Raw genomic sequence first — 16,680 nt, forward strand, 5'->3', positions numbered from 1 at the left:
TCGTGGGCATGTTAAATCGCGGGCAAATTGCAGGCGCATTATTGCGCTATGCAGGTCACCGATGAAACCCGGTTAAGTATTCGTTAAGTTAATTGGCCATGGCGAACGTTGCAAGCGTCGGGGCAATGAGCGGCCATAGTATAGTTCCAGTGAATGTTTGCTACTAAAGAGCCACCTCTATATCATTGCAGAAAAATGCACATATTATTTATCCAGGATATAGCCGATCTTGTCTGAGTTGACTATCGGTAACGGAATTTTTTGAAAGGAATTTTCGATGATAAGCACCCAAAAGAACCTCTGTTTAGGCGTAATACTGTGCAGTGGTGTGTTGTTGGCAGGATGCCAGAAAACCGCACAGACCCGTTCGCAAGAAGACTCGCCAGCGACCACCGTACAAGCTCCCCCTCAGCAGATCAGCGTGTCCCCGCCACCCCAACCGGCTGCCGTAGAAGCCAAAACCAGCAAAATTGGCCTTTGCCAAAGCGAGTTGGCGTCACTCAAGCAGGTTAATCCGAAGGCTTACGCGGTCAAGCAGGCCAACTTTAACCGTCTGGTGAACAATGCCTCGGTTTATAGCGCGGTACGCGGCGATGTCAATTCGACAACCAAAGACACCCTTGATGCGTTGTACAAATACAAGACCAATCAGTTATGTGCCGAGATCGAACGTGACGTCCTGCAAGGCTTGATCCAGAGAGGGGAAAGCGTGAAATGAAACGCAGGATATATTGCGGTGCCTTGTTGACGTTGGCGTTACCGCTAGGAGTCGTAAGGGCTGAGGAGGTGGTTACTCCCGATGCCCATGCGTTGAATTCACTGGAAGCGATCACACGCCAGGTGGATGAGGCTCCGGCACTACTGTTTCTAACGCCTTCACAACTGGATACAGCAGAACCTGCAGGACCCAAAAGCAGTAAACCTGCCAGCAGCAAGCCTAACGCACTGGCAAAGTCGGCGGACGAGAGGGGCAGTGAGCGTATTCGCGAGATGAAGACGCTGCAGGCAACCATCAATCAGCTGAAAGCCAAAGTCACCAGCCAGGAAGCGGCTCTTGAGCAGTTGCGTAAAGCGCAATCTCGGTCAGCGGGCTCTTCTGCAGAGTTGGCGCGTCTGCAACAGGCCATTGAGCAAAGCCAGCGGGAAAATACGCGGCTGCAGCAGCAGCTTGCCGCACAGGCCAAGGAAAGCGAGCGGCAGATGCAGCAAATGAAGCTGCAACAGCAGGAGCAACGTAACAGCTCGCAATTGCAGCAACAGTTGGCAGCGCAAACCAAAGATAACGAACAAAAAGCGCAACAGATCAAGCAACTGCAGCAAACGTTACAGCAAAATCAGCAGGCCATAGCCCAACTGCAGGATCAACTGTCAGCGCGTAGCAAAGAGAATGAACAGAAGTCCCAGCAGGCGATGGCGAAGCTGCAGGAGCAACTGGCTGCCCAAACCAAAGACAGCCAGCAGAAAGCCGAGCAGGTGAAACAGTTGCAGCAGGCTGGTGCCAAGTTGCAAGAGCAACTGACGGCGTATGCTAAAACTAACGATGAAAAAGCTGAGCAGGCCAAGCAACTGCAGCAAAATCAGCAGGCGTTGGCGAAACTGCAAGCACAGTTGGCTGCCCAGGCAAAAGACAGTGAACAAAAAGCCTTGCAGGTAACACAGCTGCAAGATCAACTGTCAGCACGTAGCAAAGAGAATGACCAGAAGTCCCAGCAGGCGATGGCGAAACTGCAGGAGCAACTGGCTGCCCAAACCAAAGACAGCGAGCAGAAAGCCGAACAGGTGAAGCAGTTGCAGCAGGCTGGTGCCAAGTTGCAAGAGCAACTGACGGCGTATGCTAAAACTAACGATGAAAAAGCCGAGCAGGCCAAACAGCTGCAGCAAAATCAGCAGGCGTTGGCGAAGCTCCAAGAGCAGTTAGCCACACAGACCAAAGACAGTGAATACAAAGCCCAACTGGTCAAACAACTGCAAGAACAACTGACGACACGCAACAAAGAATCGGCGCAAAAAAACCAGCAAGCGATGGCAAAGCTGCAAGAACAGCTGGCCGCCCAAACCAAAGACAGCGAGCAGAAAGCCGAACAAATTAAGCAGTTGCAGCAGGCCAGCGCCAAGCTGCAAGAGCAACAGATTGCGGCTCAAACCAAAACTACCGATGAAAAAGCCCAGTTGGCTGCACAGCTACAGCAAAACCAGCAGGCATTGGCGAAGCTGCAAGAACAGTTGGCTACCCAGACCAAAGAGCGTGAGCAAAAGGCCCTGCAGGTAACACACCTGCAAGATCAGTTAGCGACGCGCAGCAAAGAGAATGAGCAGAAGACCCAACAGGCGATGGCGAAGCTGCAAGAACAGCTGGCTGCCCAAACCAAAGATAGCGAGCAGAAAGCCGAACAGGTGAAGCAGTTGCAACAGGCTAGCGCCAAGTTGCAGGAGCAGTTGACGGCACAAGCCAAAGTTAACGATGAAAAAGCCCAATTGGCTACACAGCTACAGCAAAACCAGCAGGCGTTGGCGAAGTTGCAAGAACAGTTGGCTGCCCAGACCAAAGAGCGTGAGCAAAAGGCCCTGCAGGTAACACAACTGCAAGATCAGTTAGCGGCGCGCAGCAAAGAGAACGAGCAGAAGACCCAACAGGCGATGGCGAAGCTGCAAGAACAGCTGGCTGCCCAAACCAAAGACAGTGAGCAGAAAGCCGAACAGGTGAAGCAGTTGCAACAGGCGAGCGCCAAGTTGCAGGAGCAGTTGACGGCACAAGCCAAAGTTAACGATGAAAAAGCCCAATTGGCTACACAGCTACAGCAAAACCAGCAGGCGTTGGCCAAGTTGCAAGAACAGTTGGCCGCTCAGACCAAAGAGCGTGAGCAAAAGGCCCTGCAGGTAACACAACTGCAAGATCAGTTAGCGGCGCGCAGCAAAGAGAACGAGCAGAAGACTCAACAGGCGATGGCGAAGCTGCAAGAACAGCTGGCTGCCCAAACCAAAGACAGCGAGCAGAAAGCCGAACAGGTGAAGCAGTTGCAACAGGCGAGCGCCAAGTTGCAGGAGCAGCTGACCGTGCAAACCCAGGGTCTTGATGAAAAAGCCCAGCAGTTAAAACAACTGCAGCAAAACCAACAGTCGTTGGCAAAACTGCAAGAACAGCTGGCCGCTCAGACCAAAGACAGTGAGTTGAAAGCCGAACAGATGAAGCAGCTGCAGCAGACCAGCGCCAGGCTGCAGGAGCAGTTGACCGCGCAAACCAAAGATAATGAGCAGAAAGCGCAGCAAGTGATGCAGTTGCAACAAAATAAGCAAACCGTCGCAGAGTTGCAGGCACAGCTAGTTATCCAGACCAAAGACAGCGAGCAAAAAGCCGAGCAGGTGAAGCAGTTGCAACAGGCCAGTAGCAAGCTGCAAGAGCAACTAGCCGCACAAACCAAAGCCAATGATGAGAAAGCGCTACAGCTGAAACAGCTGCAACAAAACCAGCAAGAGCTGGTCAAGCTGCAGGCTCAGTTAGCTACTCAGGCCAAGGACAGCGAGCAGAAAGTGCAGCAGGTCAAACAGCTGCAGGAACAGTTAGCCGCTTCCAGTAAGGATAATGAGCAGAAAGCCTTGCAGGTGAAGCAACTCCAGCAAGGCCAGCAAGAGTTGGCCAAGTTGCAGGCTCAACTGGCTGCACAGGCCAAGGATAGCGAACAAAAAGCGCTACAGGCCAAGCAGTTGCAGGAGCAATTGGCGCTGAATAACAAAGATTTCGTGCAACAAGCTCAGCAAATGAAGAAATTGCAGCAAGAGCTGCTGACGTTGGCGAAACTGCAAGATCAACTGACCGTGCAGACCAAAGACAGTGAACAGAAAGCGCAGCAGATAAAGCAGCTGCAAGAACAGTTGACGGTTTATGGCAAAGATAACGATCAGAAGGCTCAGCAGGTTAAACAACTCCAGCAAAGCCAGCAGGAATTGGCGAAGTTGCAGGAGCAGTTAGCCGTTCAGACCAAAGACAGTGAGCAGAAAGCGCAGCAGATTGCCCAGTTGCAGCAGGCTAGTCAGCAGGAGAGTGCCAAGCTGCAGGAGCAGTTGGCCGCTCAGACTAAAGACAGCGAGCAGAAAGCCCAGCAGATCGCTCAGTTGCAGCAGGCGAGTCAGCAGGAAAGTGCCAAGCTGCAGGAGCAGTTGGCCGCTCAGACTAAAGACAGCGAGCAGAAAGCGCAGCAGATTGCTCAGTTGCAGCAGGCGAGTCAGCAGGAGACAGCCAAACTGCAAGAACAGTTGGCCGCTCAGACCAAAGACAGTGAGCAGAAAGCCCAGCAGATCGCTCAGTTGCAGCAGGCGAGTCAACAGGAGAGCGCCAAGCTGCAGGAGCAGTTAGCTGCTCAGACCAAAGACAGCGAGCAGAAAGCCCAGCAGATCGCCCAGTTGCAGCAGGCGAGTCAGCAGGAGAGTGCGAAGCTGCAAGAACAGTTGGCCGCTCAGACTAAAGACAGCGAGCAGAAAGCCCAGCAGATAGCCCAGTTGCAGCAGGCAAGTCAGCAGGAGACAGCCAAACTGCAAGAACAGTTGGCCGCTCAGACCAAAGACAGTGAGCAGAAAGCCCAGCAAATCGCTCAGTTGCAGCAGACGAGTCAACAGGAGAGTGCCAAGCTGCAAGAGCAGTTGGCGGCACAAACCAAAGACAATGAGCAGAAGGCGCAGGAACTTGCCCAGCTACAGCAAAAGCTGACCGCAGCCGAGAAAAAGCAAACGGCTGGCATGTCGGTGGTCAAGGAGCCTAAAACGCAGGTTGAAAAACGCGATTATGCGATCGGCACCGCGTTGGGTAATGACATCCTGGATTTGCTCAACAGCAAAAAGACGCAGGGTGTAGACGTGAACCGCCAACTGGCGCTGGCAGGCGTGACCGATGTGATCAATGGCCAGACCAAACTGGCCAAAGAACAGATTGCCAAAGCCTTGTATGAAAGTGAGTTGGAGCTGAACGATCAGCATAAAAAGATCAAACAGCAGAACGAAAAGCAAGGCAGCAGCTATATCGATAAGTTCAAGAAGCAGCCACGCGTTGTTCAGTCTAAGCAAGGCTTCTATTACCGCATCGATTATGTTGGCGATAGCGTGATTGGTGAGGGTGATACCGTCGCCGTGGTGGTTAAAGAGAGCTTGACCAACGGTAAAGTGATCAAGGATATGGATTTGGCTGGCACTTCAATTTCGCAGCCGCTGAGCGCTTACCCACCGCTGTTCCGCGAAGCGCTAGGCAAGTTGAAGAACCACGGTAACATGACGCTGGTGGTGCCGCCTGAACTGGCCTATGGCGAGAAAGGCATGGCACCGGATATTCCACCGGGCGCGACCATGGTCTACAACGTACGCATACTGGATGTGATACCGGCCTCCGAGCAAAAAGCTCCGTAACCCAATAACAAACCCGCCAGACGATTGGCGGGTTTTTTTAGCTGAACCACGCTGGGGACTGGTAATGCCCCAGCGTGGTGCATCGTCAGGCTTTACCCCTTCATCCAATCCCGCCTTATCGCTACCTTTCATTATTTTTTAATCACTTAGACTGATAACACACCGCTTATTCTGCCTGGCCCGTTTTTTGCTGTAGTTGCAATAGTTGATATTAAATGCAGTTAACCGCAGCTAGGAGCCACGATGAATTTCAGACGCTTGAAGTATTTCGTAAAGATCGTCGATATCGGCAGCCTGACCCAGGCGGCGGAGGTGTTGCATATTGCGCAGCCTGCGCTGAGCCAGCAAGTTGCCACCCTGGAAGGGGAACTGAAACAGCAATTGCTAATCCGAACCAAACGAGGAGTGATGCCCACAGAGGCTGGCAATATTCTTTATGCGCATGCGCAAACCATTCTTCAGCAGTGTGAGCAGGCCCAACAAGCGGTGATCAGCAGTGGGGAAACGCTGGCTGGGCAGGTGGCGATCGGCCTGGTGCAAGGTAGTGCGGCCTCGCAGTTGGCGCTGCTGCTGTTGCAAGCGGTACGCGATCGGCACCCTGGGATTTTGCTGAGCCTGCATGAAAATATTGGTAATACGTTGAGCCAACAGGTGGCGACGCAGGCTCTGGATATGGCGGTGATGTACGGGCAGAATATGCCACCGAATCTGAGCGTTACGGCGTTGGCGAAAGAAGATTTGTATCTGGTCGCAGCGAGAAGTATCCCTCATCCGGGCAACAGCATCGATTTATCGGCGGTGAGCCGGTTTAATCTGTTCTTGCCACGTGAGGGGGACGTGGTGCGCGACCTGGTCGATGAGGCTCTGGCGCTGCGCCAACTCACGGCGAATGTGATTGGTGAGATCGAATCACACAGCATGCTTTGCGCTGCAATCGCTAGCGGGATGGGTGCGACGATCCTGCCAGAATCGATTGCCAGGGCAATTATCGGCCCTGCCAAGGCCTGGATGATCCGCCTCAATGCTCAGGCGCTTTCGATACCGCTGGCGTTAGTGGTTTGCGGCCAAAAGCCGCTCACTGCGGCAGCGGGAGCGGTGAGGGAGATCCTGCTGGAAATTACCGCCAGCCATCATCAACCGACGCGAGTGCTGGCTTTGGCGCTGTAGGGGCGCCGCATTCGGCGCCCAGCCTTTGGATCAGCGGAACGGCGGCTCGTTGAAGGTGCGCAGTTTGCGTGAATGCAGGTGTTCACCCTCAGCTCGCAGCAGGTCGATGGCACAAATCCCGATCTGCAAGTGTTCCGAAATCGCGCCTTCGTAGAAACGGTTGGCCTGCCCTGGCAGTTTGATCTCGCCGTGTAGCGGTTTATCAGACACGCACAGCAGCGTGCCATAAGGCACCCGGAAGCGATAACCCTGCGCTGCGATGGTGGCGCTTTCCATATCGACGGCGACGGCGCGGCTGAGGTTAAAGCGCAGTGCGGAAGCCGAATAGCGCAACTCCCAGTTGCGATCGTCGGTGGTGACCACCGTACCGGTGCGTAAGCGCTGTTTTACCGCTTCTCCCGGCATACCGCTTACCGTTTTGGTGGCGTCATACAGCGCGCGCTGAACTTCCGCGATGCTTGGGATTGGGATATCCGGTGGCAGCACTGAATCTAAAACATGATCGTCACGCAGGTAGGCGTGGGCCAACACGTAATCGCCAATCGACTGGCTTTCCCGCAGGCCGCCGCAGTGGCCAATCATCAGCCAGGCATGGGGCCGCAGCACTGCCAGGTGATCGCAGATGGTTTTGGCATTGGAAGGGCCAACACCGATATTGACCAGCGTGATCCCTTGGCCATCGTTGGCGATCAGGTGATAGGCAGGCATCTGGTGGTTTTTCCAAGCCAGATCGGACACCGTCTGCTCTGGATTTGGCGTTTCTGCCGTTACAAAGTTTCCACCGGCGCAAGACAGGGCGATATAGGGGCTGGCCGGATCCGCGATCTGGCTACACGCCCAGCGGACAAACTCATCGACATAGCGCGTGTAGTTGGTGAACAACACAAAGTGCTGAAAATGTTCCACTGGCGTGCCGGTGTAATGCCGCAGGCGGGCTAGCGAGAAATCGGTCCGCAGTGCGTCGAAATGGGAGAGTGGAAAATGGTTGGCAAAAGGAGACAGGCCGTCTGCATTTTCATCGCCAATCTGCGCCAGCTCGGTAGTGGGGAAATGCTTGGTAAGCCCGGCACTCATGGTTCTGTCCAAGGCCAGATCGGAGCCGTCAATCACATAAGGGAAGGGGATCTCCTGTTGAGAGGGAACCACCTCGATTACGGCGGCATATTCACTGGTCAGCATGGCTAGCTGTTCGGCAAGATAAGGGCGGAACAACTGCGGCCGGGTGATGGTGGTGGTGTAGCTGCCGGGCCGGGTAAAACGGCCATAGGCGCGGGTTCTTGGATGATCGGGATGCTCACCGTCCCAACGCACGCGCAGTTCCGGGTAGGAAAACAGCCCCGAGGCTCGGGCCTGCGCCTCTGGCAGGGTGCCATCCGCGATAAATTGTTTGATGGCAGCGCGTAAGGCATTGACCGATGCGTCATACAGTACTTCGAGTTGGTCGAGGGCTTGCAGGGCAGTCAGCGACTTTTTTTCAGGGGTATTCATTGTTTTTCCTCGGTTCTTGCGATACCCCAGCATAGCGTAAAGCGTTGGCCGAATGAATCTATCTGCGGTAGGACTCGCGCGAAGTAGCGATAAGGTTCAGGGAGCTTTATTACTGAAAAACCTCAATTGGCTCGTGACGTAGGGGCGCTGAATGCTGCGCCCACTCATATAATGACGCCAAACTAAAAACTAAAGCGTAACCAGGCAAACAGCACGTTGCCGTTGTTGTAGGTACCAGGGATATAGGTGAACTGAACGGTTGCCTGCTTATAGCTAGCGGAGAACAGTGGCAGCACGATCGGCAATGGAATGTAGTTGCCGAAATCTTCACGTGCGGTGATCCCCGCCGTTACACCAAACCCAAGGCGGAAATCTTGATTCTGATCCAGATACCAGCCCTTTTCCCAGCCATAGCCGACAATCGGCTGCCACTCATTGTGGGAGTCTTTAAACATCATCGCGTACAGGGCACTCCAGTCGCCTTCTTCGTTATAGCGGGATATCCCAAAGCCGCCGCCCCATGGCATCTCATTGTAATGGTCCGTCTCGTCGTACATAAAACGGGCGTGCCAACTGATAAACGGCAGATAAAGATCGTGGTATTGCGGGTCCTCCCAGGTTTGTGCGACACCGCTGGTTAAAGAGTTCCACCAACCCGAGACCCGCCCGGTGCTGGGTTCCGGTTCTGCTGCATGAGTTGGCGTGGTTAGCAACAACAGCCCCGTCCAGACCACTGCAAGAAACGTCCGCATAGCGTGCTCCTTTGATGAGTAATGGCCAATATTATTCTGTTTACGACGCAATTTTTTTCTTTATAGGTATCACATCAGCAGTACTGCCCTGACAAGTTAAAGTCTAGCCGATGGCTGGCGCTTTTCTGGTAATCGTTAAAATTCATTGGCTGGTTTGTGGAGCGGATGGAGAGGAGGGGGACGAGGAGGGGCGCTGCATATAGAGCGCCCGCTTAGAGAAATTACAAACCGCGTTGGTCCATCAAAACAGCCAGATCAACCAGACGGTTAGAGAAGGCCCATTCGTTGTCATACCATGCGAGGATCTTCACCAGATTGCCGCCGATGACCAGCGTAGACAGCCCGTCGATAATTGATGAACGAGGGTCACCCTGATAGTCGCTCGATACCAAAGGCTCATCGCTGTAGCCCAAGATATCTTGCAACGGACCTGAGGTTGCCGCTTTGCGAAATGCCGCGTTCACTTCTTCTACCGTCACTTCACGTTTGAGCGTGACGGTCAGATCAACAATAGACACCACGGGTACTGGCACCCGCAGTGAATAGCCGGTCAGGCGTCCGTCCAATTCCGGAATCACTTTACCGAGCGCTTTAGCCGCACCGCTAGAATATGGCACGATAGAAAGCGCAGCAGCACGGGCTCCGCGCAGATCTTTTTCCGGTTGATCGTGCAAGGCCTGGCTGTTGGTATAGGCATGGGTGGTGTTCATCAAACCATGTTCAATACCGAAGCTTTGGTGCAGAACCTGTGCTGCCGGTGCCAAACCGTTAGTTGTACAACTGCCATTGCTGACCACTTTATGCAAGGCGGGATCGTATTTCTCATGGTTGACACCCATCACGACCGTGATGTCATCGTCTTTACCAGGCGCAGATAAAATCACCCGCTTTGCGCCACCCTTGGTGATGTGTACTTCAGCTTTGGCTTTGTCGGTGAAGAATCCAGTGGCTTCGATAACTACATCAACTCCCACGCTGCTCCACGCAATAGCGCCTGGATCGCGCTCGGAGAAGACGTGGATGGTTTGGCCATCCACGAGTAACTGCCCTTCAGAGGCTTCAACACTGGCGGCCAATGTGCCTTGCAGCGAGTCGTATTTCAGAAGATGAGCCAGGGTTTTGCTGTCGGTCAGGTCATTGATTGCCACTACCTGAAAGTCATTGCGACCCAGCGCGGCGCGCAGTACGTTTCTGCCAATTCGACCAAATCCATTAATGCCTACTTTGACCATGATGTGCTCCTAGGTGAGTTATCTGGTTCCAAAATAGTGCGTGGGTGATTTGGCGTAAATGACAAAAAACAATCAATTTAGGACATGTTGCGAGCGTGAAAACGCTCTCGATAATCTGACGGTGTGAGTTGTAGATTTCTTTCAAACACGCGACGTAGGTTGAGGCTGTTGCCAAAACCCGTGGCGCTGGCGATTTGTTCGAGCTTATCCGAGCTTTGTTCCAGGTGTTGCCGTGCTACGTCGAGGCGGACTTCTTCCACATACTTGGCGGGGCTGATCCCGGTTTCACGGGTGAAAACGCGGGTAAAATTCCTTGGGCTCATGGCCACGTGTTCCGCCAGCCTTTCAACGGATAAATCGCCGGACAGATTTTGCAGTATCCACGTTTGCAGGTCACGGATTGGGCCAGGCGAGCAGGCTTGGCTGAGCAGAAAACGGCTGAACTGAGATTGTCCTCCGGGGCGGCGCAGGAACATCACCAAGTCTTGGGCGACATCGCGCGCTAACGTGAAGCTGTGATCGTCTTCCACTAAAGCCAAGGTGAGATCGAAGCCCGAACTGACGCCTGCGGAGGTCCAGATATTGCCGTCCTGAAGATAAATCGGGCCTTTCTCAACGTGGACGCTGGGGAATTGAGCTTGCATCGCTTCCAGTAACCGCCAGTGCGTGGTGGCACGGCGCCCATCCAGCAGACCGGCCTCAGCCAATAGCCACGCACCGCCGCAAATCGATACGATCCGCCGTGCATACGGCGCAGCCTGACGCAGCCAATTGACGACGATATCGCTTTCCTCAACGCTCATACCTCTGCCAGTGATCATAATGGTGTCATGCGGCAGCGTAGGGTCAAGGTCAGCGAGACGATGATCGGCCAGTAGATTCAGCCCCGAGCCCCCATGGATCACGCGGTGCGCCTGGGTCGTGGCAATCGACACCCGATACGGTGGTTGCGCGGCATCCGTCGGCCTCAAGCGGTTGGCTTGCATCAGGATATCGGCAATGCCCGTAGGCTCGAATAACATGCCCCCTTCGGGGACGATAATCAAAAAGGTGTGCATGTCCTTAAAATACAAATTAGACAAAATAAGTCAAGCGTGGGCTGTGTGGGGGGAGGGTGACGGACAAAGTGGCAATGTTGACTTTTAGGGGACGAACATGTTCCAGCGTAGGGGGCGCCGCATGCAGCGCCCACTTGGCTTAGTATGAGATCCCGGGGGGATTTACTTCGGATACTGCAACGCCTTCCCCTTGCTCACCCCAGCGCGCCAGCACCTGTTGATACTCACCTTGCGCTATCGTACCGTCTAGCGCTGCCTGTAGGGCATGAACCAGCCCGTTGCCCTTTTTGGTAGTGGTGGCCACATAGGCTTTCTTTGGCCCCAGCCCGACCACGCGGGTTTGGCCCGTCAGCGCTGCTTTGTAGGCGGCTACCGACTGCGGGCCGAACATGACATCTGCCCGTCCAGACTGAATATAAAGATTGCCTGAGGCGTCATCGGTCAGATAAATCGGCTGTGCGGGTTTCAGGCCCTCACGTTGATTCTGCTCGTTCCAACCCAGCAGAATTCTCTCCTGGTTGGTACCGGAGCCGACAATCACCCGCAGCCCCGCCACATCCTCGGGCTTACTGATAGATTGAATATCGCTGGTCGATTTGACCGAGAACGCCAGTGAGTCAGCGCGATAAGTGGCAAAATCAAATTTGGTCTTGCGCTGTTCCGTGACGGCAATGTTGACTAGCGCAACGTCATAGCGGCCAGAAGTGATCCCCAGTGGCCAGTCTTCCCAAGCGGTTGGGATCAACTTCAGCTTTAGCCCCAGGCTGTCGGCGAGTAGCCGCGCAACGTCCGGATCGCTGCCGATGCGCGTTTTATTGTCGCTGGCCAACAGCGCTAGCGGTGGTGAATTGAGCGCGGAGATGGCTACCGTCAGCGTCCCTGGCTCTACGAAGCGGTAATCTGCTGGGATCTTACTGATGGCCTGCGGATTTTTAGCTGTGCGGAGCGGTTGTTCATTGGCAACCAGATCGATATTCCCTTGTGCCAAGGCGACGGAACTGAACCAGACCAGCGCCAGAAATGTATATTTCATTTTTTCCCTTAAAGGACTTTAGATAAGAATTGACGGGTGCGAGGGTGCTGCGGGCGTTTGAGCACCGCCTCGCTGTGGCCTTGTTCAACGATCTTGCCATCAACCATAAACACCACCTGATCGGCTACCTCCCGGGCAAAACCAATCTCGTGCGTTACCACCACCAGCGTGGTACCGGAGCGGGCAAGCTTCTTGATAACGTCAAGCACTTCCCCCACCAGCTCCGGGTCCAGTGCAGAGGTGGGTTCGTCAAACAGCATGACGCGCGGGCGCAGTGCCAGTGCACGTGCAATCGCAATGCGTTGCTGTTGGCCGCCAGACAGATGACGCGGCCAGGAATCGGCTTTATCGCGCAGGCCCACCACATCTAACAGTTCAAGCGCTTGCTTAATGGCGTCCTGGCGGTTCAGATGACCATGAGCGATTGGGGCTTCAATCAGGTTTTCCAGCACGGTGAGGTGCGGGAACAGATTGAAGTTCTGAAACACATACCCTACGTTGATGCGCTGACGCAGGATCTCTTTCTCCTTCAGTTCATAAAGCTTATCGCCCGACAGACGGTAGCCGATGTAGTCGCCATCAATCTGAATAAAGCCTTCATCAACGCGCTCCAGATGGTTAATGGTGCGTAACAGCGTCGACTTTCCTGAGCCGGACGGCCCGAGGATCACCGTTACCGACCCGGGTGGAATTTCCAGAGAAACGTTATCCAGCGCCTTATGACGGCCAAAAACCTTGCTGACGCCGGTAATGGAGATATGGCCTTGGGTGTTATGCGATGGGGACATGGATCACCTCCGGTGCAGATGGGGCAGTCTGATGCGATGGGTTCTGTTTGCCCGCTTCCTGATTAACGGCGGAGCGGCGTTCGCTGCGTGCCAACCAGCGCTCGACGACGTGTTGCAGCAGCGATAACACGCTGGTGATTGCCAGATACCAGACGGCACCCACCATCAATAGGGGGATCACTTCCTGAGTGCGGTTGTAAATCATCTGGATGGTATAAAACAGCTCAGGCATGGCTAAGACGTAAACCATCGCGGTCCCTTTGGCGAGGCTGATAATTTCGTTGAAACCGGCAGGCAGAATGGTACGCAGCGCCTGAGGTAGAATAATACGCAGGGTACGCCGCCAGGCGGGTAAGCCTAGCGCAGCTGCGGCCTCATATTGACCGTGATCGACACCCAGAAAACCACCGCGAATGATCTCTGCCGTATAGGCACTTTGTACCAGCGTTAACCCCACCACCGCGGTGGAAAACTGGCCGAGCACGTTGATGGTGGCAAAGCTGCCGAAAGCAATATCGGTAAAGGGAATGCCGATGGAAAGCCGCTCGTACAGGTAAGAAAAGTTGTACAGAATAATCAGCACCACGATCAGCGGTAGAGAACGGAACAGCCAGATATAGCCCCATGCCAGGCTGTTTAACAGCCAGGAGGACGATAGCCTCGACAGCGCGAGCGCACCACCGATGATCAGGCTGAGTACGGTGCCTAGCAGCGTCAGCAGCAAGGTCTGCGCTACCCCCGAGAGGATCACCGGATCAAAGAACCAGCGGGCAAAAACCGCCCATTCCCAGCGAGGGTTGAAGGCGATCGACTGGACGACGATCGCCAATACAAACAGCGCCACGACGGCCCCAGCGGTGCGAAGCGGATAACGCGCCGGAACCACTTTAATGCTGGAAGATGAATTCATCGGTGGGTTCCTCAGGCAATATTGCTTTGACTGGCGAAGGTCAGCGTTTTGATAAAACGCAGGCGGCCGTCATAGGGCGGTACGCTGTACTCTTCATGGTCGCGGTGAATGTCGAACTGCGGTTCGTATCCTTGCCCCAGATAAAGCTGCACGGCTTCCGGCTGGCGAAATCCGGTGGTGAGATAGACGCGGCTATAACCCGCCAGCAAGGCACGACGTTCCAGTTCCCGTACCACACGGCCCGCCAGGCCCTGTTGACGCAGTGACGGATGTGTCCAGATACGTTTCAGCTCTGCGGTATGCGGGTCAAAAGGTTTGTAAGCACCGGTCGCAATGATTTCGCCATCACGCTCCAGCACCAGAAACAACCCCTGCGGCGGCAGATACCATTGCACCAGCTCCACTTCGGCATCGCGGGAGAAATAGTCGCCATAGCGGGCGGCATATTCGCCGAATAATCCGTTGATAATCGGTTGCAACTCTTTGGCTTCAGGCGAAACATCACGAAATACGTCACTCATGTGGCCCCCTTAATCGCCTAATCCTGCCGGGTTGATCTCGGAGGCCGAAAGGCGCTCAATGCCTTCTCCCCAGCGGTTAAGCACTTTTTCATAATCCCCATTGTGGATAACGCCATTCAGCGCGGTTTGTACCGGTGCTACCAGGCCGCTGCCTTTTTTCAGCGTCACGGCGATATGTGCCGCTTTTGGCCAGCCACCGTCCACACTCCCGGCCAGACGGGTTTTGCCAGTGAGTGCCGCCTTCCAGGCTCCAGTCACGTTCGGGCCAAAGAAGGCATCGGCGCGCCCAGACTGCAGTGCCAGCGTTTGGGCTGCGTCATCTTTGGTATAAATTGGGGTAAAAGGCTTCAACCCTTTCTGCTGATTTGCCTGATCCCAGGCCAGAAGAATGGCTTCCTGGTTGGTGCCAGAACCGACGATAATGCGCAGCCCGGCAATGTCTTCTGCCTTCTCAATGGACTTGATCGGGCTATCGGACTTAACGTAGAACCCGAGGGAATCTTTACGGTAAGTGGCGAAGTCGAACCTCTCTTTGCGCTCCTTGGTAACGGTAATATTGCTGATAGCGGCATCATATTTGCCGGAATAAACGCCAAGTGGCCAATCCTCCCAGGAAGTCGGAACGACGTTAAGTTCCAGCCCCAGGCTATCCGCTACCAGGCGGGCGATATCGACCTCGCTGCCCAATAGCGTTTTGTTATCTTCGGCAAACACAGTCAGCGGCGGCGAATTGAGCGCTGACACCGCGACGGTGAATTTACCAGGGACGGCAAAGTGATAACCCTGCGGCAATTGGGCCACCGCCTGCGGATTGATCTTGGTATTGATCGGCGCTTTGTTCGCCTCTAGGCTGACGCCCGCGCCGTTAATCGTCACACTTTGTGCCCAGGCGGCAGGGCTAAGCGCCAGCGCCAGGAGTAATAGGGTTTTCTGCATAGCGTTGTCTCTTTTATCGTTATTGGTTTATTGCGGTGCGAACTGGTTGGCCGGCGAAGTCAGACCCAGACTTTCACGCAATGTCGTGCCCGGGTATTCCGTACGGAAAAGGCCGCGCGCTTGCAGTACGGGCACCACTTCATCGACAAAACGCGGGAAGGTATCTGGCGTACCGCCCTGGATAATAAAACCGTCTGCTGCAAAGGTTTCGAACCAGTGTTGCAGGCCATCGGCAACCTGTTGCGCCGTACCGTGAAAGCGTGGGCGGGGAGTTGCGGCTTCCAGCGCTACCTGGCGCAACGTCAGGCCACGTTCGCGGGCATTACGCTTGATTTCATCGGTGGTGCTGCGAAAGCTGTTTTGCCCGAGTTCACCCACATCGGGGAAGGGCGCATCCAGAGGGTATTGGCTGAAATCGTGGTGCTCAAAATAACGGCCAAGGTAGTTGAGCGCGTCTTTGATGGAAACCAGGGCTGCGGTCACCTGATACTGGCGTTCAACATCCTCGGCATTTTTTCCGACAATCAGGCTGACACCCTGGAAAATATGCAGTTCCTCCGGGCTGCGGCCAAAGCGTTCAAGCTGGCTTTTTACGTCACGATAAAACTCCTGTGCCGCCTCCAGCGTTTCATGGTGGGTGAAAATAGCATCAGCATGGTGCGCCGCTAATTTCTTTCCATCATCCGAAGCGCCAGCCTGAAATATAATGGGGCGACCTTGTGGCGTGCGGCCAATATTCAGTGGACCAGCCACCTGGAAAAAATCACCGTGGTGATCCAGCGTGTGTAATTTAGCAGGATCAAAATATTGGCCTGTGGCTTTATCGCGAGTAAATGCATCTTCTTCCCAAGAATCCCAAAGTCCTTTCACCACATCCAGGTATTCATCGGCAATGCGGTAACGCAATGCATGCTCAGGATGCTTTTCGCGGGAAAAGTTCTTCGCCGACCCTTCCAGCGGTGAGGTCACTACGTTCCAGCCAGCTCTGCCATTGCTCAGATGGTCCAGGCTGGAAAATTGACGAGCCACGGTGAAGGGGTCACTGTAGGAAGTCGATACGGTGCCCACCAATCCCAAACGGCTGGTAATGGCGGCGAGTGCAGATAATACCGTCAGTGGCTCAAAGCGATTTAAAAAATGTGGTATGGATTTCTCATTAATGTAAAGGCCGTCAGCCACAAACAGGAAATCAAGCTTTCCCTCTTCGGCCTTGATGGCCGTATTTTTCACAAAGTCAAAATTAATGCTGGCATCTGCCTGTGCTGCCGGGTGTCGCCATGCGGACATATTGCCAGACGCGCCGTGTAATATTGAACCCAGGCGCAGTTGTCGTTTTAAAGACATGTTTACCCCTCATTTTCAGACAATAGATTTTCCAAGGGATATAGATCCCCTTGATATTGA

General features: G+C 54.3%; 11 protein-coding genes and 1 pseudogene. 3 read left to right on the top strand and 9 right to left on the bottom strand.

Annotation, left to right across the window (positions count from 1 at the left end; all coding sequences use genetic code 11):
- The first annotated feature begins 277 nt into the window (after positions 1-277).
- The 3 genes from A6U95_RS02350 to nac all read left to right on the top strand — a co-directional run bounded on the left by A6U95_RS02350 (position 278) and on the right by nac (position 6,558).
- Complete coding sequence (locus tag A6U95_RS02350; protein WP_065683298.1) at positions 278-718, top strand: hypothetical protein; 441 nt, start codon at positions 278-280, stop codon at positions 716-718.
- A complete protein-coding gene (locus A6U95_RS02355) occupies positions 715-5,391 on the top strand; it encodes an FKBP-type peptidyl-prolyl cis-trans isomerase N-terminal domain-containing protein (RefSeq protein ID WP_083196291.1) in 4,677 nt (1,558 codons plus the stop codon). Before A6U95_RS02350 ends, A6U95_RS02355 begins: the two co-directional genes overlap by 4 nt.
- 243 nt (positions 5,392-5,634) lie before the next feature.
- Positions 5,635-6,558, top strand: coding sequence for a nitrogen assimilation transcriptional regulator NAC (nac, locus tag A6U95_RS02360; RefSeq protein ID WP_065683300.1), 924 nt, complete (start codon positions 5,635-5,637; stop codon positions 6,556-6,558).
- Positions 6,559-6,588: 30 nt separating this feature from the next.
- Here the strand turns inward: nac and A6U95_RS02365 are convergent, their stop codons facing one another.
- The 9 genes and pseudogenes from A6U95_RS02365 to A6U95_RS31160 form a co-directional block, all read right to left on the bottom strand.
- Positions 6,589-8,046 carry an AMP nucleosidase gene (locus A6U95_RS02365; RefSeq protein WP_065683301.1) on the bottom strand — a complete coding sequence of 486 codons (1,458 nt, stop codon included), beginning with the start codon at positions 8,044-8,046 and terminating at the stop codon, positions 6,589-6,591.
- Between the two features lie 182 nt (positions 8,047-8,228).
- The gene (gene pagP / locus A6U95_RS02370) at positions 8,229-8,798 is read right to left on the bottom strand and encodes a lipid IV(A) palmitoyltransferase PagP (RefSeq protein ID WP_083196292.1); all 570 of its coding nucleotides are present in this window, start codon (positions 8,796-8,798) and stop codon (positions 8,229-8,231) included.
- A 221-nt stretch (positions 8,799-9,019) separates the two neighbouring features.
- Positions 9,020-10,030, bottom strand: a complete 1,011-nt coding sequence (gene gap / locus A6U95_RS02375) for a type I glyceraldehyde-3-phosphate dehydrogenase (protein WP_065683302.1) — start codon at positions 10,028-10,030, stop codon at positions 9,020-9,022.
- 77 nt (positions 10,031-10,107) lie between these two features.
- A complete protein-coding gene (locus tag A6U95_RS02380; protein ID WP_065683303.1) occupies positions 10,108-11,088 on the bottom strand; it encodes a GlxA family transcriptional regulator in 981 nt (326 codons plus the stop codon).
- 139 nt (positions 11,089-11,227) lie between these two features.
- The gene (locus A6U95_RS02385) at positions 11,228-12,121 is read right to left on the bottom strand and encodes an ABC transporter substrate-binding protein (RefSeq protein ID WP_065683304.1); all 894 of its coding nucleotides are present in this window, start codon (positions 12,119-12,121) and stop codon (positions 11,228-11,230) included.
- 8 nt (positions 12,122-12,129) lie between these two features.
- Complete coding sequence (locus A6U95_RS02390) at positions 12,130-12,909, bottom strand: amino acid ABC transporter ATP-binding protein (protein ID WP_024530900.1); 780 nt, start codon at positions 12,907-12,909, stop codon at positions 12,130-12,132.
- Positions 12,893-13,819, bottom strand: a complete 927-nt coding sequence (locus A6U95_RS02395; RefSeq protein ID WP_024530901.1) for an amino acid ABC transporter permease — start codon at positions 13,817-13,819, stop codon at positions 12,893-12,895. Before A6U95_RS02395 ends, A6U95_RS02390 begins: the two co-directional genes overlap by 17 nt.
- An 11-nt stretch (positions 13,820-13,830) precedes the next feature.
- Positions 13,831-14,340, bottom strand: a complete 510-nt coding sequence (locus A6U95_RS02400; protein ID WP_065683305.1) for a GNAT family N-acetyltransferase — start codon at positions 14,338-14,340, stop codon at positions 13,831-13,833.
- A 9-nt stretch (positions 14,341-14,349) separates the two neighbouring features.
- A pseudogene (locus A6U95_RS31160) lies at positions 14,350-16,620 on the bottom strand (NtaA/DmoA family FMN-dependent monooxygenase).
- Between the last annotated feature and the right edge of the window lie 60 nt (positions 16,621-16,680).

The organism is Serratia sp. 14-2641, assembly GCF_001692375.1.
GTDB classification, from domain to species: Bacteria; Pseudomonadota; Gammaproteobacteria; order Enterobacterales; family Enterobacteriaceae; genus Chania; species Chania fonticola_C.

What these genes read in the sequence shown, in the direction of transcription:
- A6U95_RS02390 (WP_024530900.1), bottom strand. Translation starts at nt 12,909, where the DNA reads ATGTCCCCATCGCATAACACCCAAGGCCATATCTCCATTACCGGCGTC.
- A6U95_RS02380 (WP_065683303.1), bottom strand. Translation starts at nt 11,088, where the DNA reads ATGCACACCTTTTTGATTATCGTCCCCGAAGGGGGCATGTTATTCGAG.
- A6U95_RS02385 (WP_065683304.1), bottom strand. Translation starts at nt 12,121, where the DNA reads ATGAAATATACATTTCTGGCGCTGGTCTGGTTCAGTTCCGTCGCCTTG.
- A6U95_RS02350 (WP_065683298.1), top strand. Translation starts at nt 278, where the DNA reads ATGATAAGCACCCAAAAGAACCTCTGTTTAGGCGTAATACTGTGCAGT.
- A6U95_RS02355 (WP_083196291.1), top strand. Translation starts at nt 715, where the DNA reads ATGAAACGCAGGATATATTGCGGTGCCTTGTTGACGTTGGCGTTACCG.
- pagP (WP_083196292.1), bottom strand. Translation starts at nt 8,798, where the DNA reads ATGCGGACGTTTCTTGCAGTGGTCTGGACGGGGCTGTTGTTGCTAACC.
- A6U95_RS02395 (WP_024530901.1), bottom strand. Translation starts at nt 13,819, where the DNA reads ATGAATTCATCTTCCAGCATTAAAGTGGTTCCGGCGCGTTATCCGCTT.
- A6U95_RS02365 (WP_065683301.1), bottom strand. Translation starts at nt 8,046, where the DNA reads ATGAATACCCCTGAAAAAAAGTCGCTGACTGCCCTGCAAGCCCTCGAC.
- nac (WP_065683300.1), top strand. Translation starts at nt 5,635, where the DNA reads ATGAATTTCAGACGCTTGAAGTATTTCGTAAAGATCGTCGATATCGGC.
- A6U95_RS02400 (WP_065683305.1), bottom strand. Translation starts at nt 14,340, where the DNA reads ATGAGTGACGTATTTCGTGATGTTTCGCCTGAAGCCAAAGAGTTGCAA.
- gap (WP_065683302.1), bottom strand. Translation starts at nt 10,030, where the DNA reads ATGGTCAAAGTAGGCATTAATGGATTTGGTCGAATTGGCAGAAACGTA.